The sequence below is a fragment of the Pseudoalteromonas caenipelagi genome (assembly GCF_013140855.1).
In the GTDB taxonomy this organism is placed as follows: domain Bacteria; phylum Pseudomonadota; class Gammaproteobacteria; order Enterobacterales; family Alteromonadaceae; genus Pseudoalteromonas; species Pseudoalteromonas caenipelagi.
Genome location: NZ_JABBPG010000004.1, coordinates 83,357 through 98,236, shown reverse-complemented (window position 1 = coordinate 98,236; position 14,880 = coordinate 83,357). Strand labels below are relative to the sequence as shown.

The following is a 14,880-nucleotide window of genomic DNA, read 5'->3' as shown; positions in this document are numbered from 1 at the left end:
ATGCGCGGCTTGGTGTACATCGTGGTACTGTTGATTAGCTGCTATGGCAGTGCTCAAGAAAATGTCGTGCTGCAATTGAAATGGGCCCATCAATTTCAGTTTGCGGGCTATTATATGGCTAAAGAAAAGGGCTTCTACGAGCAAGCAGGCCTAAATGTCAGTATTTTGCCAGCAGATACAAGCATCCCGGATACTCAATTCAAAGTTCTTGCGGGACAAGCGCACTTTGGGGTTACACACTCAGCGCTTTTACAATCTCGTATGCAAGGAAAGCCGCTAGTTGCGTTAGCGGCAATTTTTCAATCCTCACCCTATTGTTGGATGGTCAAAGAAGACTCACAAATATATGAACCACGAGACTTTATAGGAAAGCGCATCAGTTATTTGGGTAAAGCTGAAAATGCAGAGCTCATGGTGATGTTAAAGCAAGCAGGGGTGGATATTAGAAAATTGCCACTTTATTCAGGCTTATATCCGATGGACGATTTTAAAAAAGGATTATTTGATGCCTTGCAAGTGTATGTTACGAATGAGCCATTCAAAATGCGTCAAGCTGGTATCGCGACAAGGCAAATATGTCCAAAACAATATGGCGTGAACGTATATGGAGACATTTTATTTACCACTGAAAATCTCATAGAGCAAAAGCCACAGCTGGTAGAAAAATTTCGTCAAGCGAGTCTTAAAGGGTGGCGTTACGCGATGCTAAATATGCATGAAAGCATTGATGTGATTAGAACGCTATATAATCCTGAGAAGACAAAAGAGCAGCTCGCATACGAAGCTGACACGTTACGACCATTTGTTACTCAAGCAGGAATTTCTATTGGTAGCATGTCTGAGACACGTTGGCGTTGGATAGCACAGCTTTATGGTTACGATCAAGATAAACACCAAAACCAGCTCGATAGCTTTGTTTACCATCCACAAACTATCAAAGCGCCTTACCAATGGTCATGGATGCTGGTTGCTGCATCTATTTTAACTTTTCTGTGTATTCCTTTATATCTTCATCTGATTTTTTCTCGCCACTTGAAGTATCGCATCGCGCATACAACACAAGCGGATAAAAAAGGAGTAGAATGAGGTTTCGATTTTGTTTGTTGTATACCCTTAACCATGCAGTTACTGACCAGATTCAACTATCTTGATAATTTACTCTATGAAACCAAAGCCTTTTGGCAGTTAGTCGCTTTTGAAAAGCGAGCACTACCTTGGGACAGTCAGTTAAATGAATGGCTGATGTCACTCAGTGACGAGCAGGTGACGCAATTGGATAATGACCAAGCACAGTTGCAACAAGCATTAACCCAGTTTATTCCACAGCTTAGCGAACTCAACCGCTTACTGGCCTTGCCCTACCAACAACACCACAGCGAACCTTTGCCGTTTTGGTTAAGTAACGGTATTAAAGGACGAAAACTACTACAGTTACAAGATTTTGTTAATCATGTTGACGAACGACATTTACCAGTACTTGAATGGTGTGCAGGAAAAGGGCATTTAGGGCGGATTCTTGCCTTTAATGGCGCGCCACATGTGCATAGTATCGAGTTACAGCAAACACTCTGTGAGCAAGGTCAACGCAGTGCAAAACAACAAGACTTGGCAATGACTTTTAGGTGTGCCGATGTACTCAAGGATGACACTTGCGAGTACTTTGCTGCGAAACAGCACGCGGTCGCATTACACGCATGTGGTCGATTACATCAGGTTTTTATGGTGCAAGCGGTGCAAGCTGGTTGCGAAAAAATAAGTCTATCTCCGTGTTGCTATCATTTATTTACGGATAACAACTATCAAGCAATGAGTGATGCAGCGAAGCACAGTAAGTTAGCTTTAACTCACAGTGATATGAAGCTTGCATTACAAGAGACTGTGACAGCTCCCGGGCGGGTTGCTCAGATACGGCAAAAGGAAGTGACTTGGCGTTTAGGGTTTGATGCTTTACGTCGAGATGTGACGGGGGTTAATACCTATGTCAGTGTACCTTCCGTAAATAAAGCGATTTTCTCTGCGTCTTTTGAGCGTTTTTGCTTGTGGGCAGCCGAACAAAAAGGTATCGAGCTCCCTACCAAATGTAATTATGATATGTACTTACTGCAAGGACAGGCTCGTAAGAAAGTAACGGATAGAATAGAGCTGGTACGTCATGCATTTAGACGGGCAATTGAGATCTGGTTGGTCCTCGATAGGGCTTTATATTTACAGGCATCTGGGTATGATGTTGTGCTTAGGGAATTTTGTGATAAACAGCTAACGCCGAGGAATATTCTGATCCAAGCGAAGGCCAAATAGAGGAAAACAGATGTGCTCGCTAGATCACCTTTTAAGTAATAATCAACAATGGGCAAAGCGGACCCAACAAAGAGATCCTGAATTTTTTAAAAAGCTATCAGGTCAACAAAACCCTGATTATTTGTGGATAGGTTGCTCTGACTCTCGCGTTCCTGCCAATGAGATCGTAGATCTCATGCCTGGTGAATTATTTGTGCATCGTAATGTGGCAAATGTGGTCGTGCATACGGATCATAACTGTTTGTCGGTAATGCAGTATGCTGTAGAAGTGCTTAAAGTGGAGCACATCATGGTAGTGGGTCACTACGGGTGCGGTGGTGTACAAGCTGTACTGGATGAAGCGCGATTTGGTTTAATTGATAACTGGTTGCGCCATGTGGCTGATGTTAAAGAAAAGCATCAAGCATTACTAACGGCAATTGAGCAGCGTAAACGTTGTGCGGCGTTATGTGAGTTGAATGTTATCGATCAGGTGCGCAATGTTTGCCTAACCAATGTGGTTCAAGATGCTTGGGCGCGCAATCAGGAGCTGACTATTCACGGTTGGGTATATGGGTTAGAAGATGGCTTGCTGCATGAAGTGCAGACTCAAATGTCACTGCCCGAGCATATCAATGCTGGATATACTCAAGCAGTTGAACAAGTGGCAGAACGCTACTTATCGTAAAGCTTACTCAGTATCGTCTGATTGCTCTAGTTTAGCTTCTAGAGCAGCTATTTTTGCTTCTAATTCGGTTAGCTTTTCACGTGTTCGAATAAGTACTTTACTCTGAATGTCAAACTCTTCACGGCTTACAAAGTCCATTTCAGACAGTTTATTTTGAATCACTTGCTTGGTCTTTGCTTCAAATGTATCTGCTAAATTTTTCACGCCTTGCGGCATATTGCTTGAGATTTGCTTGGCGATTTCTTCAATTTTTGCTGGGTTAATCATTTCAGATCCCTTATTTGAATGTGCTTGTCATCATATTAGCAAATGCTTTGTCTAGCGCCTAGGCGCACACTGTGCTTTGCGGTAAAATAGTGGTTTGGTAGTTCAACTGGCGCAATGAATGAAACTCAACCCCAAACAAGACGAAGCAGTTAAATATATAAGTGGTCCGTGTTTAGTACTCGCTGGAGCAGGTTCGGGAAAAACACGTGTAATTACTAATAAAATTGCTTATCTAATACAAAAATGTGAATACCAAGCTAAGAATATTGCCGCCGTTACTTTTACCAATAAAGCGGCGAAAGAAATGCGTGAGCGTGTATCACAGACATTGGGCAAGCAAGAGTCAAAAGGTTTGTGGGTCTCAACGTTTCACACTTTGGGCTTAGAAATTATTAAAAAAGAGCTCAAAACGCTCGGATATAAAACCAACTTTTCCTTACTAGATGACCAAGATACCAATCAGTTACTCAGTGAGTTAACCGAAAAAGAGCTGGAAAAAGACAAAGACTTACTTAACCTGCTGAAGATGCAAATAGGTAACTGGAAGAATGAGTTAATTTTACCACAGCAAGCCATCGCGCAAGCCAGAGAGCCACAAAAAGCCTTATTTGCGCAACTATATGCGCGTTACCAAACGCAGCTTAGAGCTTATAATGCCTTTGATTTTGATGACTTGATCATGGTGCCCACGTTGCTGCTGTCGCAAAGCACAGAAGTCAGAGAGCGTTGGCAAGCGCGTTTTCGCTATTTGCTGGTGGATGAGTATCAAGATACCAATACCAGCCAGTACCAGCTGGTTAAATTATTGGTTGGTGAGCGGGCGCGTTTCACCGTGGTAGGGGATGATGACCAATCGATTTATTCATGGCGTGGCGCCAAGCCGCAAAACCTGGTGCTATTGTCTAAAGATTTTCCGGGATTACGCCTAATCAAACTAGAGCAAAATTATCGAAGCTGTAGGCGCATTCTAAAAGCTGCGAACATTCTCATCGCGAACAATCCCCACGAATTTGATAAGCAACTATTTAGTGAACTGGAAAACGGTGATCCCATTCGCGTGATCGCAACTCGTGACGAAGAGCATGAAGCTGAGCGTGTGGTGGCAGAGATCATTTCTCATAAATTTATGAAACGCACCAGTTATCGCGACTACGCTATTTTGTATCGCGGGAATCACCAGGCTAGAGTGTTTGAAAAATCACTGATGAGTAACCGTATTCCCTATAAAATCAGTGGTGGTATGTCATTTTTCTCCCGTAGTGAAATCAAAGATATCATGGCGTATTTGCGGCTATTGGTAAACCAAGATGATGACAATGCATTTTTGCGTATTGTAAATACACCAAGACGCGAAATAGGCCCCGTTACACTAGAGAAGCTGGGTAGTTTGGCCAATGAAAAACATATCAGCTTATTTGAAGCGTGTTTTGATCCACAATTAGCTGAGCGCTTAGCGGGTCGTGGTTTAAATGCATTGATGGGATTTGCTCGTTGGGTCGTCGAACTATCTGATAGGGCCTCACGTGGTGACACTTTGGAGGCGGTAAAAGACATGGTTCGTGAGACGCATTATGAAGCGTATTTGTATGAGTCGTCGCCAAGCGCAAAAGCAGCAGAGATGCGTATGAAAAATGTCTCTGAGTTGTACCGTTGGATCACGGATATGCTCACAGGAGATGCGGATAACCCCGCTATGACGCTGCCTGAAGTAGTGAGCAAATTAACACTCAGAGACATGCTAGAGCGCAATGAAGAGGAAGATGATTCTGACGCAGTGCAATTACTAACATTACATGCCTCTAAAGGCCTAGAGTATCCACATGTATTTATGGTGGGTATGGAAGAAGGGTTTTTGCCACATCAAACCAGTATTGACGAGGATAACGTTGAAGAAGAGCGACGGCTAGCCTATGTAGGTATTACCCGAGCGCAGCAAACACTGACTTTAACTCACGCTAAAAATCGTCGACAGTTTGGAGATGTTGCAACCCCTGAAATAAGCCGTTTTGTGCACGAACTCCCTCAAGATGATCTAAGTTACGAAGGCCAGAAAAAAACCATCGCTTCACAATCGGAGCGAATGGAAAAAGGCCAAGCTAGGGTAGCCAACTTACGAGCAATGCTAAAACGATAATGTTTCTTGATTTATGCCCTGTAGCTTTCGTGAAGAAAGCTCGGGCTCATGGCCAATGGTATGTTGTTTGCCAAAAAACAAATTAAGACCGTGACTTTCCAACAACCCTCTAAAATTCAAAATAGCGGGTCCTTTAGCAATAACTTGAGTGTGCTTGAGTTTTGTGACCGCCAATATGCCTTGTAACTGTAGGTCATAACTTTGCTGTTGTAATACGCGCTTGCTAAAGGTTGAGCTCAGTAGCACATATCTAAAATCAAACTGGGTTAATAAGGCTAAGTCGCAACGATCTTTGGCAAAATCATTAAGTCCAATTAACTCTCCCTTGTTACTGAGGCTTTTTAAGTTCTCCAGCTGCTGGCTTGATGCATGACGTAATTCATTTTCATCAAATAACAAACATAGTTGATGTTTGGCACTTTTTAGCAGCTGACAAAGCGGTAAAAATGCCTGATGGTCAAGTATGCTGAGTGAACTGCAAAAAAGTAGATCTTGAGATTGTGTATTACCAATTTGAATAACTTGCTGTATTAGTTGAAGTTCAATTTCCAGTTGCTCAGCTCTTTCTGCTGCAAATTTTTTGAGTATATCAAAGCTGGTACTGCCTAACACCGGATGTTCGCCAAAAGCATCTAATAGGCTGATATTACTGGGCTTATTATCCATGGATATCACTTCAGTGCGTCTGAAATGGGTAGGTAAAGCACCTAAATGGTGGTGTTCTATATGTTTGTTGCTGCCAGTACCTGCAGTGAGCAACGGGTGATAAAACTCATAGCGACCTCGGCCAGCGTTTTTGGCGTAGTACATCGCCGCATCAGCATCGCGGATGATTTCATCAATATTGTTGTAGCGCTTGTTGCTATAAGTTATGCCTATACTTGCGCCACTTTGTACGCAGGTGCCCTTCATACAGAAGGGTTGCTGCATAACACGGATGATACGTTTAGCGACATCTTCCGCTTGCTGTTTATCACTCAAATGGTCAAGCAAAATCACGAACTCATCACCTGCCAAGCGTGCTAAAAGATCATGATCTCGTATGCAATCTGAGAAGGCTTTACTGACCCAAATTAAGAACTGATCCCCGGCTTGATGGCCTAATTCATCATTTATTGTTTTAAATTTATCTAAATCGATAAACAAAACCGCAAAATGGTGCTCAGGGTGTCGTTGATATTTATGTAGTGTCTTTTCTAATTGGGTGAGGAACAAGCTTCTGTTTGGCAAGCTGGTTAAAGGATCATGATGCGCGTCATGATACAGTTGTTGTTCAATTTTCTTACGTTCTTCAATTTGCATTTGTAAGTGCAAATTGGTTTGTTGCAGCGCTTTGGTTTTTTCTGCTACGCGGTGTTCGAGCTCTTGGTGACTTGTCTTTAGTGCTTGATTAGCTAAATGGGTTTGCAATACCGATGCTATTTGATTGGAAACAAATGAAATGAGTTCTACATCATCATAATCAAACTCATATTTGTGGTCATAGGCTTGGCATGCGATCAACCCAATCACGCCGTTAGCTGTTTTGAGCGGAGCCCCCATCCAACTGGTCGCTAATTGAATTTTGTTGTAGCTTTTTGCACGTTCAACTGTGCCATCGGCAATAAGTGCTTTGGCACGGTTTGTATCTATCAATTGGCTTTGCTCGGTGCGTATCACCAATTCACTATAACCTTTAGCAAAGGGCCGAGGTTTATATTGCGTTACTTCATCCACGCTGTAAGGAAAGCTTAACCAACCAGCATGCTTATCATACAAGGCGATATACAAATTATCGGCAAAAGTAATTGAGCGTATGATGTGATGAACTTGCTTGTAGACATCGTCAATATTATTGAACTGAGTAGCGAGTTCAGAAATTTTAAACAATATTTGTTGGCGCTCTAATGCTCTTTTACGATGTTCAATTTCTTTATTGAGTGCTTCATTACTTTGCATTAAAGCGCGTGTACGTATTTTTACTTCAGACTCAAGTAACTCACGTTTTTTCACTCGTTCTATTGCTGTAGCGAGGTAAAGAGACATCACCTCCAGCAGTTCGATTTGCTGTTCGCTATAACCTTGCTGGACTTGGTAGCTTTGTGACACCATGACACCGATGATTTTATTATCACGATATATAGGCACACCGACCCAATGTTCTGCCTGACTACCTAATGCTTTAAAAATCCCTTTTTTGGTCTGTTCGAGCATTGTTTCTTTGGTTAGATAAACGGTTTTACCTGTTCGAAAGACATAACCAGTTACGCCTTCAGAAAAATGGCTTTTTTCATTGAGAGGAACTGCGATACCATCTTTTTCGTCAACAAAGTAAGAAAGTTCTAGCGCTTGTGTATATTGGTTTTGTAAGACAACGTAAAAGCTACGGCTAGGAAGATACTGTACCAAGATGTCGTGAATGGCTGGATAAAGCAAAGTCAGCTCCGCAACCGTACTTGCCCGCTCTGAAAGTAGAATCAGTGCGTGCTGTAAGTGATTGTTCTGCTTATACTTTTTAAGTAAAAACTTGAGTCTTTTATTATTGTGCTCAAGCTTACGAAGCAAAGAAGCGGGATCTTCCAATGATTCAACCCATCGTTATTATTATTTGCTCAATTATTATTCGTATATTTTCACTTTTATTGCCGAGGGTCAAGTGCAATGTGAAAGGCTGCAGTTGAGGTTTTTTAATAGTCTGGAATAAACAGAAGGGAATAAAACTTTCCCTTCTGTTTACTAGAATTACTTAGCTGTCATAAAGTCAATTGCGGCGGCAATTTCGTCATCAGAACAGTTCATACAAGTACCACGAGGCGGCATGGAATTGAAGCCATTAATTGCATGATCTAGCAATACATCTTTACCTTTAGCGAGGCGAGGAGCCCAATCGTCAGCGCTTTTTGGTGCACCTAGCGCGCCCGTACCGTGACATGCAAAACATGCAGCTTGATATACTTGTTCACCTGAGCGAGGTCCAGTTGGAGCCGCTTCGGCTGCGTTGTCTGCGCCAGCTAAATACACGTCGCCAATAGGGGCGAGGCGTTTTTGGATTGCTTCTTCAGTTAAAGCGTTGTCATAAGGCTGCGCAATAGCGGCCGTTGATAGCAATAAAAGTGCTGCCGAAAGTTTTTTCATTAGTCTTGCTCACTTCATTTGGACGTGATCAATCACGATAAGATGACGGAATTTCTAGCGATTATAACGCCACCAATTAATTTATAAAACCAATCTTGTGCATATTAAGATAAAAATGCCTAATTTATTGCTTTGGCGCAAACTTTCATTAGGCATTTTTTCTTATGCCATTGCAATCAGCGCTTGCATTGCTTTGTGGATCCCTTTCGATGCATCGCTAATTGATTCCGCTAGCATGTATGCTGGTGTGCTAATAACTTTTTGTTTACTATCAATGATGATGTTATCCACAGTACATGCAACATGCGTTGCTCCAAGCTGGTTTACAGCTTCAGCAGTTTGTTCATCGTTACCAATAGTTGCCAAGGTGCCTGCTGGATGAATATGCCCAATCAAGGCGGGTGCAATACACAAGTAGGCAATTGGCTTTTGCTGTTGTGCAAACATTTGGCAACTGTGTTTCAATGGCTCGTAAATACTAGATTGAGCACCATCGAAAGCAAAACTACTCAGGTTTTTGGCCACACCAAAACCGCCAGGAAGCACTAGGGCGTCAAAATCATCGACATTTAACTGTGATAGGGCTTTTATATTCCCCCGCGCAATTCGGGCTGATTCTTCTAAAACGTTGCGCTGTTGAGCTTGTTCTTCACCTGTTAAATGGTTGATAACATGATGCTGCTGGATATCAGGTGCGAAACATTGGTAACGTGCACCTAATTGTTCTAGATGTAACATTGTCAGCACGGATTCATGAATTTCTGCACCATCAAAGACTCCACTGCCACTCAAAATTATTGCTATTTTTTTCATTTTGACTCCTTCTAGTATCTGGTTTAGTTGGCTTATGCTCTATCGTCATTAGGCAAGAAGAAAAATATTATAAAGGATCTTATTTGATCTTTGATCAAATATGTTAGTATACCCGTCCGCTTGAAAATGAGCGCTTGATTTTTGAACAAAGTGTTCTAATCTTTGTGGGCGGTAAAATGTTTTTCCACATTTGACACATAAAAAACAAGAATAAGATATTGCTTTTTCTTTATAGATTTCAATTATTTATATATTACGGTGAGCATTTTTATACATGTCCGCTGCGATAGGCTGTGTTTATCTACAAAGTTATCCACAGCTTGTTAGGCTCTACAGGTTTTGTAAGTCTTATTTTTATCCCTCGTTTTATCGGTGTCCTTATGGCATGCTTATGCTGTTTTTTTAAAGCTCATTTAGGATCCCCTTTATTATGTCTTCGATCCCTGAAAATCCGTTAATTTTGGTTGATGGTTCTTCTTATCTTTTTCGTGCGTATCATGCGCCACCTCATCTGACTAACTCTAAAGGTGAAGCTACAGGTGCAATATATGGCGTGATAAACATGCTTAAAAGTCTGTTGAAGCAGTATCAGCCTAGCCATATGGTGGTAGTGTTTGACGCAAAAGGGCCAACTTTTAGAAATGAAATGTACAGTGAGTACAAAGCCCATCGTCCACCTATGCCTGATGATCTGCGTACACAGATCCAGCCGATCCACGATATTATTAAAGCAATGGGTTTGCCTCTTGTTAGCATCAGTGGTGTAGAAGCTGATGACGTTATTGGTACTTTTGCGCGAATTGCATCTGAACAAAAACGTCATGTATTGATAAGCACCGGTGATAAAGACATGGCACAGTTAGTTAATGAACATGTGACTCTGATCAACACCATGACTAACACGGTACTCGATCCTCAAGGTGTGGTGGATAAATTTGGTATTGGCCCTGAGCTTATCATTGATTACTTGGCACTGATGGGTGACAAAGTTGATAATATTCCAGGTGTGCCAGGGGTTGGTGAAAAAACGGCGCTTGCCATGTTACAAGGCATAGGTTCAATAGATGCTTTGTACGAGCGGCTTGATGATATCGCCGGTTTGGGCTTTCGGGGCTCAAAAACAATGGCTAAAAAGCTTGCAGAACATAAAGAGCAATTAGCATTGTCTTATGAGTTAGCGACCATCAAATTGGATGTTGATGTTGAGCAGGATCTAGACAAGTTTGCTATCGGTGAAGTGAATAAGGACCAGTTGATTGAACTATATGCACAATGTGAGTTTAAACGCTGGCTAAGTGAGCTACTAGAAGGCACTGCGGGTAATAACAAAGCAGATATTGCTGACGTTGAGGGCCAAAGCAGCGCGCCAACTTTAAAACAAATTGAAGCACATTATGAGACTATTCTGACCGAGGCGCAATTAGATACTTGGCTTGCTAAGTTACGTGCCGCTGAGCTTATAGCATTTGATACTGAAACGACAAGTTTAGATTATATGCAGGCAGATCTGGTTGGGATGAGTTTTGCTGTGGCTGCAGGTGAAGCGGCTTATTTACCGATTGGCCATGACTATTTAGGTGCACCTGAGCAACTGTCAAAAAGTGTGGTTTTTGAAAAAGTAGCACCATTGCTTGCTGATCCCGCTGTGAAAAAAGTAGGGCAAAACCTAAAATACGACAAAAGTGTGCTGGCAAGAGCCGGACTGGAGTTAAATGGGATCGCGTTTGATACGATGCTCGAGTCTTACGTATTTAATAGCGTCGGTACGCGTCATGATATGGACTCTTTGGCACTTAAGTTTTTAGGCCACAAAAATATTAGTTTTGAAGATATTGCGGGTAAAGGAAAAAGTCAGCTCACATTTAATCAAATAGAGCTTGAGAAAGCTGCACCGTATGCTGCCGAGGATGCAGATATTACGCTGCGCTTGCATCAACACTTATGGCCGCTTTTACAGCAGCAAAAAGAATTACTGGTTGTTTTTAACGATATTGAATTACCCCTTCTGTCTGTCCTATCTGATATAGAGCGTACTGGGGTCAAAATTGATTCAGACATGCTTGCTAAACAGAGTGTTGAATTAGCGCAGAGGCTAGAAGAAATAGAAAAAGAAGCGTTTGAGTTGGCAGGGGAAGAGTTTAATTTGAGCTCACCTAAACAACTACAAGTTATCTTATTCGATAAGCAGGGCTTACCAGTCATTAAGAAAACACCAAAAGGTGCGCCATCTACTGCTGAAGAAGTGCTACAAGAGTTAGCACATGATTATCCATTACCAAAGCTTATTATTGAGCATCGTGGTTTAGCTAAGCTTAAGTCGACTTACACTGATAAATTGCCGAAATTGGTTAATCCTGAAACCGGGCGTGTTCATACTTCTTATCATCAAGCTGTGACAGCAACAGGGCGACTCAGCTCAAGTGATCCTAATTTGCAAAATATTCCGATCCGTAACGAAGCCGGTCGCCGTATTCGTCAAGCATTTATTGCTGATGCAGGAAAGCAAATTCTGGCGGCGGATTACAGCCAGATTGAGTTGCGTATTATGGCGCATCTTTCTCAGGATAAGGGGTTACTGAGTGCGTTTGCTCATGGCAAAGACGTACATAGCGCAACAGCGTCAGAAGTATTTTCGGTCCCTTTGGAAGAGGTCACCTCAGATATGCGTCGTAAAGCAAAAGCGGTGAACTTTGGTTTAATCTATGGCATGAGCGCATTTGGTTTATCTCGTCAGTTAGATATTCCTCGCCATGAAGCACAACACTATATGGATAAATACTTCGAGCGCTTCCCCGGAGTGCTTGAATATATGGAGCGAACTCGTGAAGAGGCTGCTGAAAAAGGATATGTAGAAACGTTGTTTGGACGCAGGCTGCATTTACCTGATATCAAAGCGCGTAATGGTGCGCGAAGAAAAGCTGCTGAACGAGCAGCTATCAATGCGCCAATGCAAGGTACGGCTGCTGACATCATCAAAAAGGCAATGCTTAAGGTGAGCGATTGGCTACATACTCAATCGAGTGATGACATTAAGTTATTAATGCAAGTACACGATGAACTCGTGTTTGAAGTCGCTAAAGATAAGGTTGTTCAGTTCAGTGCGACAATTTGTCAGCTGATGAGTGACGCTGCCACTTTAGATGTCCCTTTATTAGTTGAAGCGGACTATGGCGAAAACTGGGATCAGGCACACTAAGAAAAAATTAATATTTTTATAAAAGGGCGCGCAGCGCCCTTTTTTATTAGCCTGTGAGTAAAGAAAGAGTAAATGGAAACAATGGAATGTTTAAAAAACATCAAATTGGCCCCATTTTTGCTTTAAAGCATTTATTTCTAGTTTAGGTTTTGCTACAGTGCGCGCGTCCTCATCCTGTAGGACATCCTGTTGATGATGTATCTCTCGCAAGAGGATACAACGTATTGATAGCTTCTCCCCAGATTGCTATAACGGCTCACCATTTTAGTGAGCCGTGTTTTTCTCCATCCTTATGTATCTACTGCAAATGCATGTTAGTATTAGAGCTCTAAGTTTTTAAAAGGATCTCTTTATGCTTAAGCCCTTACTGCTTTGTGCGAGCTTGCTGTCATCTTCAGCATTTGCAGCTTGGCAATTAGATAACTCAAATAGCGATTTAAGTATCACTTCAATTAAGAAAAACAGCATTGCGGAAAATCATCATTTTACGCAGCTTAATGGTGCTTTGTCTGATGAAGGAAAGCTCACATTCACGATTGAGCTGAGCAGTATCGAAACTTTGATCCCAATTAGAAATCAACGTATGCAATCGTTGCTATTTGATGTTGCTAACTTTCCTCAAGCACAAGTGAGCGCTGATCTGTCATCATATCTAAAAACACTTGAGACCGGCGTACAAATTATAAAGTCGGTTCCTGTTGAGCTGCTAATGCACGGTCAACGCAAAGCGTTAAAACTAGACTTGATTGTTAATAAGCAAAATAGTCAATTGCATGTAACGCCATTACGAGCTGTGTTAGTGAATGCTAAGGACTTTAATTTGGCTGCTGGTATCGAAGCGCTGCGAAAAATCGCAGGGTTAGATAGTATTGCAACTGCGGTTCCCGTGACTTTTAGTTTGGTATTCAATGAGCAGTCTAAGTGATTTAATTGCTGATTTGATAACGCCCCATGCTCCGACTGAACAATGGTCGGGGCAAGTTTGTGGGGGGCTCGATATGGCAATAGATGAGCAGGGGCGGTGGTTTCATCAAGGAAGTGAAATAAAACGCTTAGGATTGTTAAAGTTATTCGCGAGTGTGTTGAGTTGTGAACAGCAACGGCATTGGCTGACCACACCTGTAGAGAGGTGTGAAGTTCAAGTAGCTGATGTGGCCTTTTTAGTTTGCAGTTGGTACAGGCACTCGTTGGCAGACATTGATGTGTTGGTGGCCGTTGATAATCTAGGTCGAAAATGGCCTATCTGTGAGCAGTTTCCATTGCGGCTACAGCGTTTTCATCAGCAAGAACTGCCGTATTTGCAATTAGGTCGCGGGTTACAGGCTCGGGTATCGAGAAATTCTTATTATCAATGGGTAGAAGAGCTTGCTGAGCAAGACAATCAAGGTGTTTATATCTGCTCAGCGGGGCAACAATTTTATTTAACTAAGTAGCGGTGTGGCTTAGTTACCATTAACTTCATTCGCATCTTGGTCTGTTTCAGGTTTTACGAATGGGCCCAAGTACCAATCATCAAGCTTCCAAGCAAGTTCATTTAAACCAATGCCTTTTAATGATGAGAAGGCATGAACAGTTATGTCTGCATCCAGTTCAGCCAATGCTTTACGCACTTGTAACACTTCGGCTTTACGTTTGCCTTGTTTCAGCTTATCCGCCTTCGTTAGAAGGGCGAGTATAGGAATTTCACTATCTACAGCCCAGTTAATAAGGTCCATGTCTAGGTCTTTTAAAGGATGGCGAATGTCCATCAGTATTACTAACCCTTTCAAGCTTTTACGCTTTTGTAAGTACTCACCCAATGAGCGTTGCCACTTTTTCTTCATTTCGATAGGCACTTTAGCAAAGCCATAACCTGGTAGGTCGATGAGTCGCTTTTCAGCATCAAGTTCAAATGTATTGATTAACTGGGTACGACCCGGCGTTTTACTGGTGCGCGCAAGCTTTTGATCTGTTAGGGCGTTCAAGGCGCTCGATTTACCAGCATTGGAGCGACCAGCAAACGCAACTTCTATACCTTCATCAGCAGGTAATTTAGAAATATCAGGGGCACTGGTGATAAAACTTGCAGTGTGGTATTTGATTCGAGATTTGAGCACTGGCTCTCCTAACAATAAGATAAAAGGTAAAACAAGCGTAGTTTATAACACTTAGCTGCATTGCAAAAGCAGGCATTATTGCATCAGCAAGCGTGAAAAGCAGATTTTTCACCTTGCGAGAACTTAATCTATGTCAAAACCCCATAATTTATAAGCTTAATGTGGGCAGAAAACGTGCCAGAAAATTTAATATCGTGTAGAATGTAAAAATTGCAACGTAAATAGATAGATTGTCTTCTCACGTTACGCTGAAAAATGTATGTTATCGTAAAGTGAGATAGAAATATTACAGGGT

12 protein-coding genes are annotated in these 14,880 nt (G+C 42.0%); 7 read left to right on the top strand and 5 right to left on the bottom strand.

Annotated elements, in window-relative coordinates; translation table 11 throughout:
- From HG263_RS11340 to can, 3 genes are read left to right on the top strand one after another with little or no spacing between them, the layout of a single operon-like run.
- Positions 1 to 1,086 (top strand): ABC transporter substrate-binding protein, encoded by a 1,086-nt coding sequence (locus tag HG263_RS11340; RefSeq protein WP_171626192.1) that lies wholly within the window; start codon positions 1 to 3, stop codon positions 1,084 to 1,086.
- A 33-nt stretch (positions 1,087 to 1,119) separates the two neighbouring features.
- The gene (locus tag HG263_RS11335; protein WP_171626191.1) at positions 1,120 to 2,298 is read left to right on the top strand and encodes a methyltransferase; all 1,179 of its coding nucleotides are present in this window, start codon (positions 1,120 to 1,122) and stop codon (positions 2,296 to 2,298) included.
- 10 nt (positions 2,299 to 2,308) lie between these two features.
- Positions 2,309 to 2,965 carry a carbonate dehydratase gene (gene can, locus HG263_RS11330; RefSeq protein WP_171626190.1) on the top strand — a complete coding sequence of 219 codons (657 nt, stop codon included), beginning with the start codon at positions 2,309 to 2,311 and terminating at the stop codon, positions 2,963 to 2,965.
- A 3-nt stretch (positions 2,966 to 2,968) separates the two neighbouring features.
- Here can and ubiK read toward each other — a convergent pair whose 3' ends face one another.
- Positions 2,969 to 3,232: a ubiquinone biosynthesis accessory factor UbiK gene (ubiK, locus tag HG263_RS11325; protein WP_171626189.1), complete on the bottom strand. Its 264-nt coding sequence runs from the start codon at positions 3,230 to 3,232 to the stop codon at positions 2,969 to 2,971.
- A gap of 118 nt (positions 3,233 to 3,350) precedes the next feature.
- Here ubiK and rep point away from each other — a divergent pair, with 118 nt between their 5' ends.
- Entirely contained in the window at positions 3,351 to 5,366 is a 2,016-nt protein-coding gene (rep, locus tag HG263_RS11320; RefSeq protein WP_171626188.1) for a DNA helicase Rep, read from the top strand.
- On the opposite strand, the gene HG263_RS11315 is transcribed toward rep, so the two are convergent.
- From HG263_RS11315 to elbB, 3 genes are all read right to left on the bottom strand, one after another.
- On the bottom strand, positions 5,355 to 7,928 hold the full coding sequence (locus HG263_RS11315) for a bifunctional diguanylate cyclase/phosphodiesterase (protein ID WP_171626187.1): 2,574 nt from the start codon (positions 7,926 to 7,928) through the stop codon (positions 5,355 to 5,357). The genes rep and HG263_RS11315 overlap by 12 nt on opposite strands.
- A gap of 159 nt (positions 7,929 to 8,087) precedes the next feature.
- Positions 8,088 to 8,480 carry a c-type cytochrome gene (locus tag HG263_RS11310; protein WP_171626186.1) on the bottom strand — a complete coding sequence of 131 codons (393 nt, stop codon included), beginning with the start codon at positions 8,478 to 8,480 and terminating at the stop codon, positions 8,088 to 8,090.
- A gap of 162 nt (positions 8,481 to 8,642) precedes the next feature.
- On the bottom strand, positions 8,643 to 9,293 hold the full coding sequence (gene elbB / locus HG263_RS11305) for an isoprenoid biosynthesis glyoxalase ElbB (RefSeq protein ID WP_171626185.1): 651 nt from the start codon (positions 9,291 to 9,293) through the stop codon (positions 8,643 to 8,645).
- 430 nt (positions 9,294 to 9,723) lie between these two features.
- On the opposite strand from elbB, the gene polA reads away from it, so the two are divergent.
- The 3 genes from polA (at position 9,724) to HG263_RS11290 (ending at position 13,922) form a co-directional block, all read left to right on the top strand.
- Positions 9,724 to 12,489 carry a DNA polymerase I gene (gene polA / locus HG263_RS11300; RefSeq protein ID WP_171626184.1) on the top strand — a complete coding sequence of 922 codons (2,766 nt, stop codon included), beginning with the start codon at positions 9,724 to 9,726 and terminating at the stop codon, positions 12,487 to 12,489.
- 352 nt (positions 12,490 to 12,841) lie between these two features.
- The gene (locus tag HG263_RS11295; RefSeq protein WP_171626183.1) at positions 12,842 to 13,414 is read left to right on the top strand and encodes a YceI family protein; all 573 of its coding nucleotides are present in this window, start codon (positions 12,842 to 12,844) and stop codon (positions 13,412 to 13,414) included.
- Positions 13,398 to 13,922, top strand: coding sequence for a DUF1285 domain-containing protein (locus HG263_RS11290; RefSeq protein WP_171626182.1), 525 nt, complete (start codon positions 13,398 to 13,400; stop codon positions 13,920 to 13,922). The genes HG263_RS11295 and HG263_RS11290 overlap by 17 nt, the downstream gene beginning before the upstream one ends.
- Positions 13,923 to 13,931: 9 nt before the next feature.
- Here the strand turns inward: HG263_RS11290 and yihA are convergent, their stop codons facing one another.
- Complete coding sequence (gene yihA / locus HG263_RS11285) at positions 13,932 to 14,585, bottom strand: ribosome biogenesis GTP-binding protein YihA/YsxC (protein ID WP_171626181.1); 654 nt, start codon at positions 14,583 to 14,585, stop codon at positions 13,932 to 13,934.
- Positions 14,586 to 14,880 lie beyond the last annotated feature (295 nt).

What these genes read in the sequence shown, in the direction of transcription:
- HG263_RS11340 (WP_171626192.1), top strand. Translation starts at nt 1, where the DNA reads ATGCGCGGCTTGGTGTACATCGTGGTACTGTTGATTAGCTGCTATGGC.
- HG263_RS11335 (WP_171626191.1), top strand. Translation starts at nt 1,120, where the DNA reads ATGCAGTTACTGACCAGATTCAACTATCTTGATAATTTACTCTATGAA.
- can (WP_171626190.1), top strand. Translation starts at nt 2,309, where the DNA reads ATGTGCTCGCTAGATCACCTTTTAAGTAATAATCAACAATGGGCAAAG.
- ubiK (WP_171626189.1), bottom strand. Translation starts at nt 3,232, where the DNA reads ATGATTAACCCAGCAAAAATTGAAGAAATCGCCAAGCAAATCTCAAGC.
- rep (WP_171626188.1), top strand. Translation starts at nt 3,351, where the DNA reads ATGAAACTCAACCCCAAACAAGACGAAGCAGTTAAATATATAAGTGGT.
- HG263_RS11310 (WP_171626186.1), bottom strand. Translation starts at nt 8,480, where the DNA reads ATGAAAAAACTTTCGGCAGCACTTTTATTGCTATCAACGGCCGCTATT.
- elbB (WP_171626185.1), bottom strand. Translation starts at nt 9,293, where the DNA reads ATGAAAAAAATAGCAATAATTTTGAGTGGCAGTGGAGTCTTTGATGGT.
- polA (WP_171626184.1), top strand. Translation starts at nt 9,724, where the DNA reads ATGTCTTCGATCCCTGAAAATCCGTTAATTTTGGTTGATGGTTCTTCT.
- HG263_RS11295 (WP_171626183.1), top strand. Translation starts at nt 12,842, where the DNA reads ATGCTTAAGCCCTTACTGCTTTGTGCGAGCTTGCTGTCATCTTCAGCA.
- HG263_RS11290 (WP_171626182.1), top strand. Translation starts at nt 13,398, where the DNA reads ATGAGCAGTCTAAGTGATTTAATTGCTGATTTGATAACGCCCCATGCT.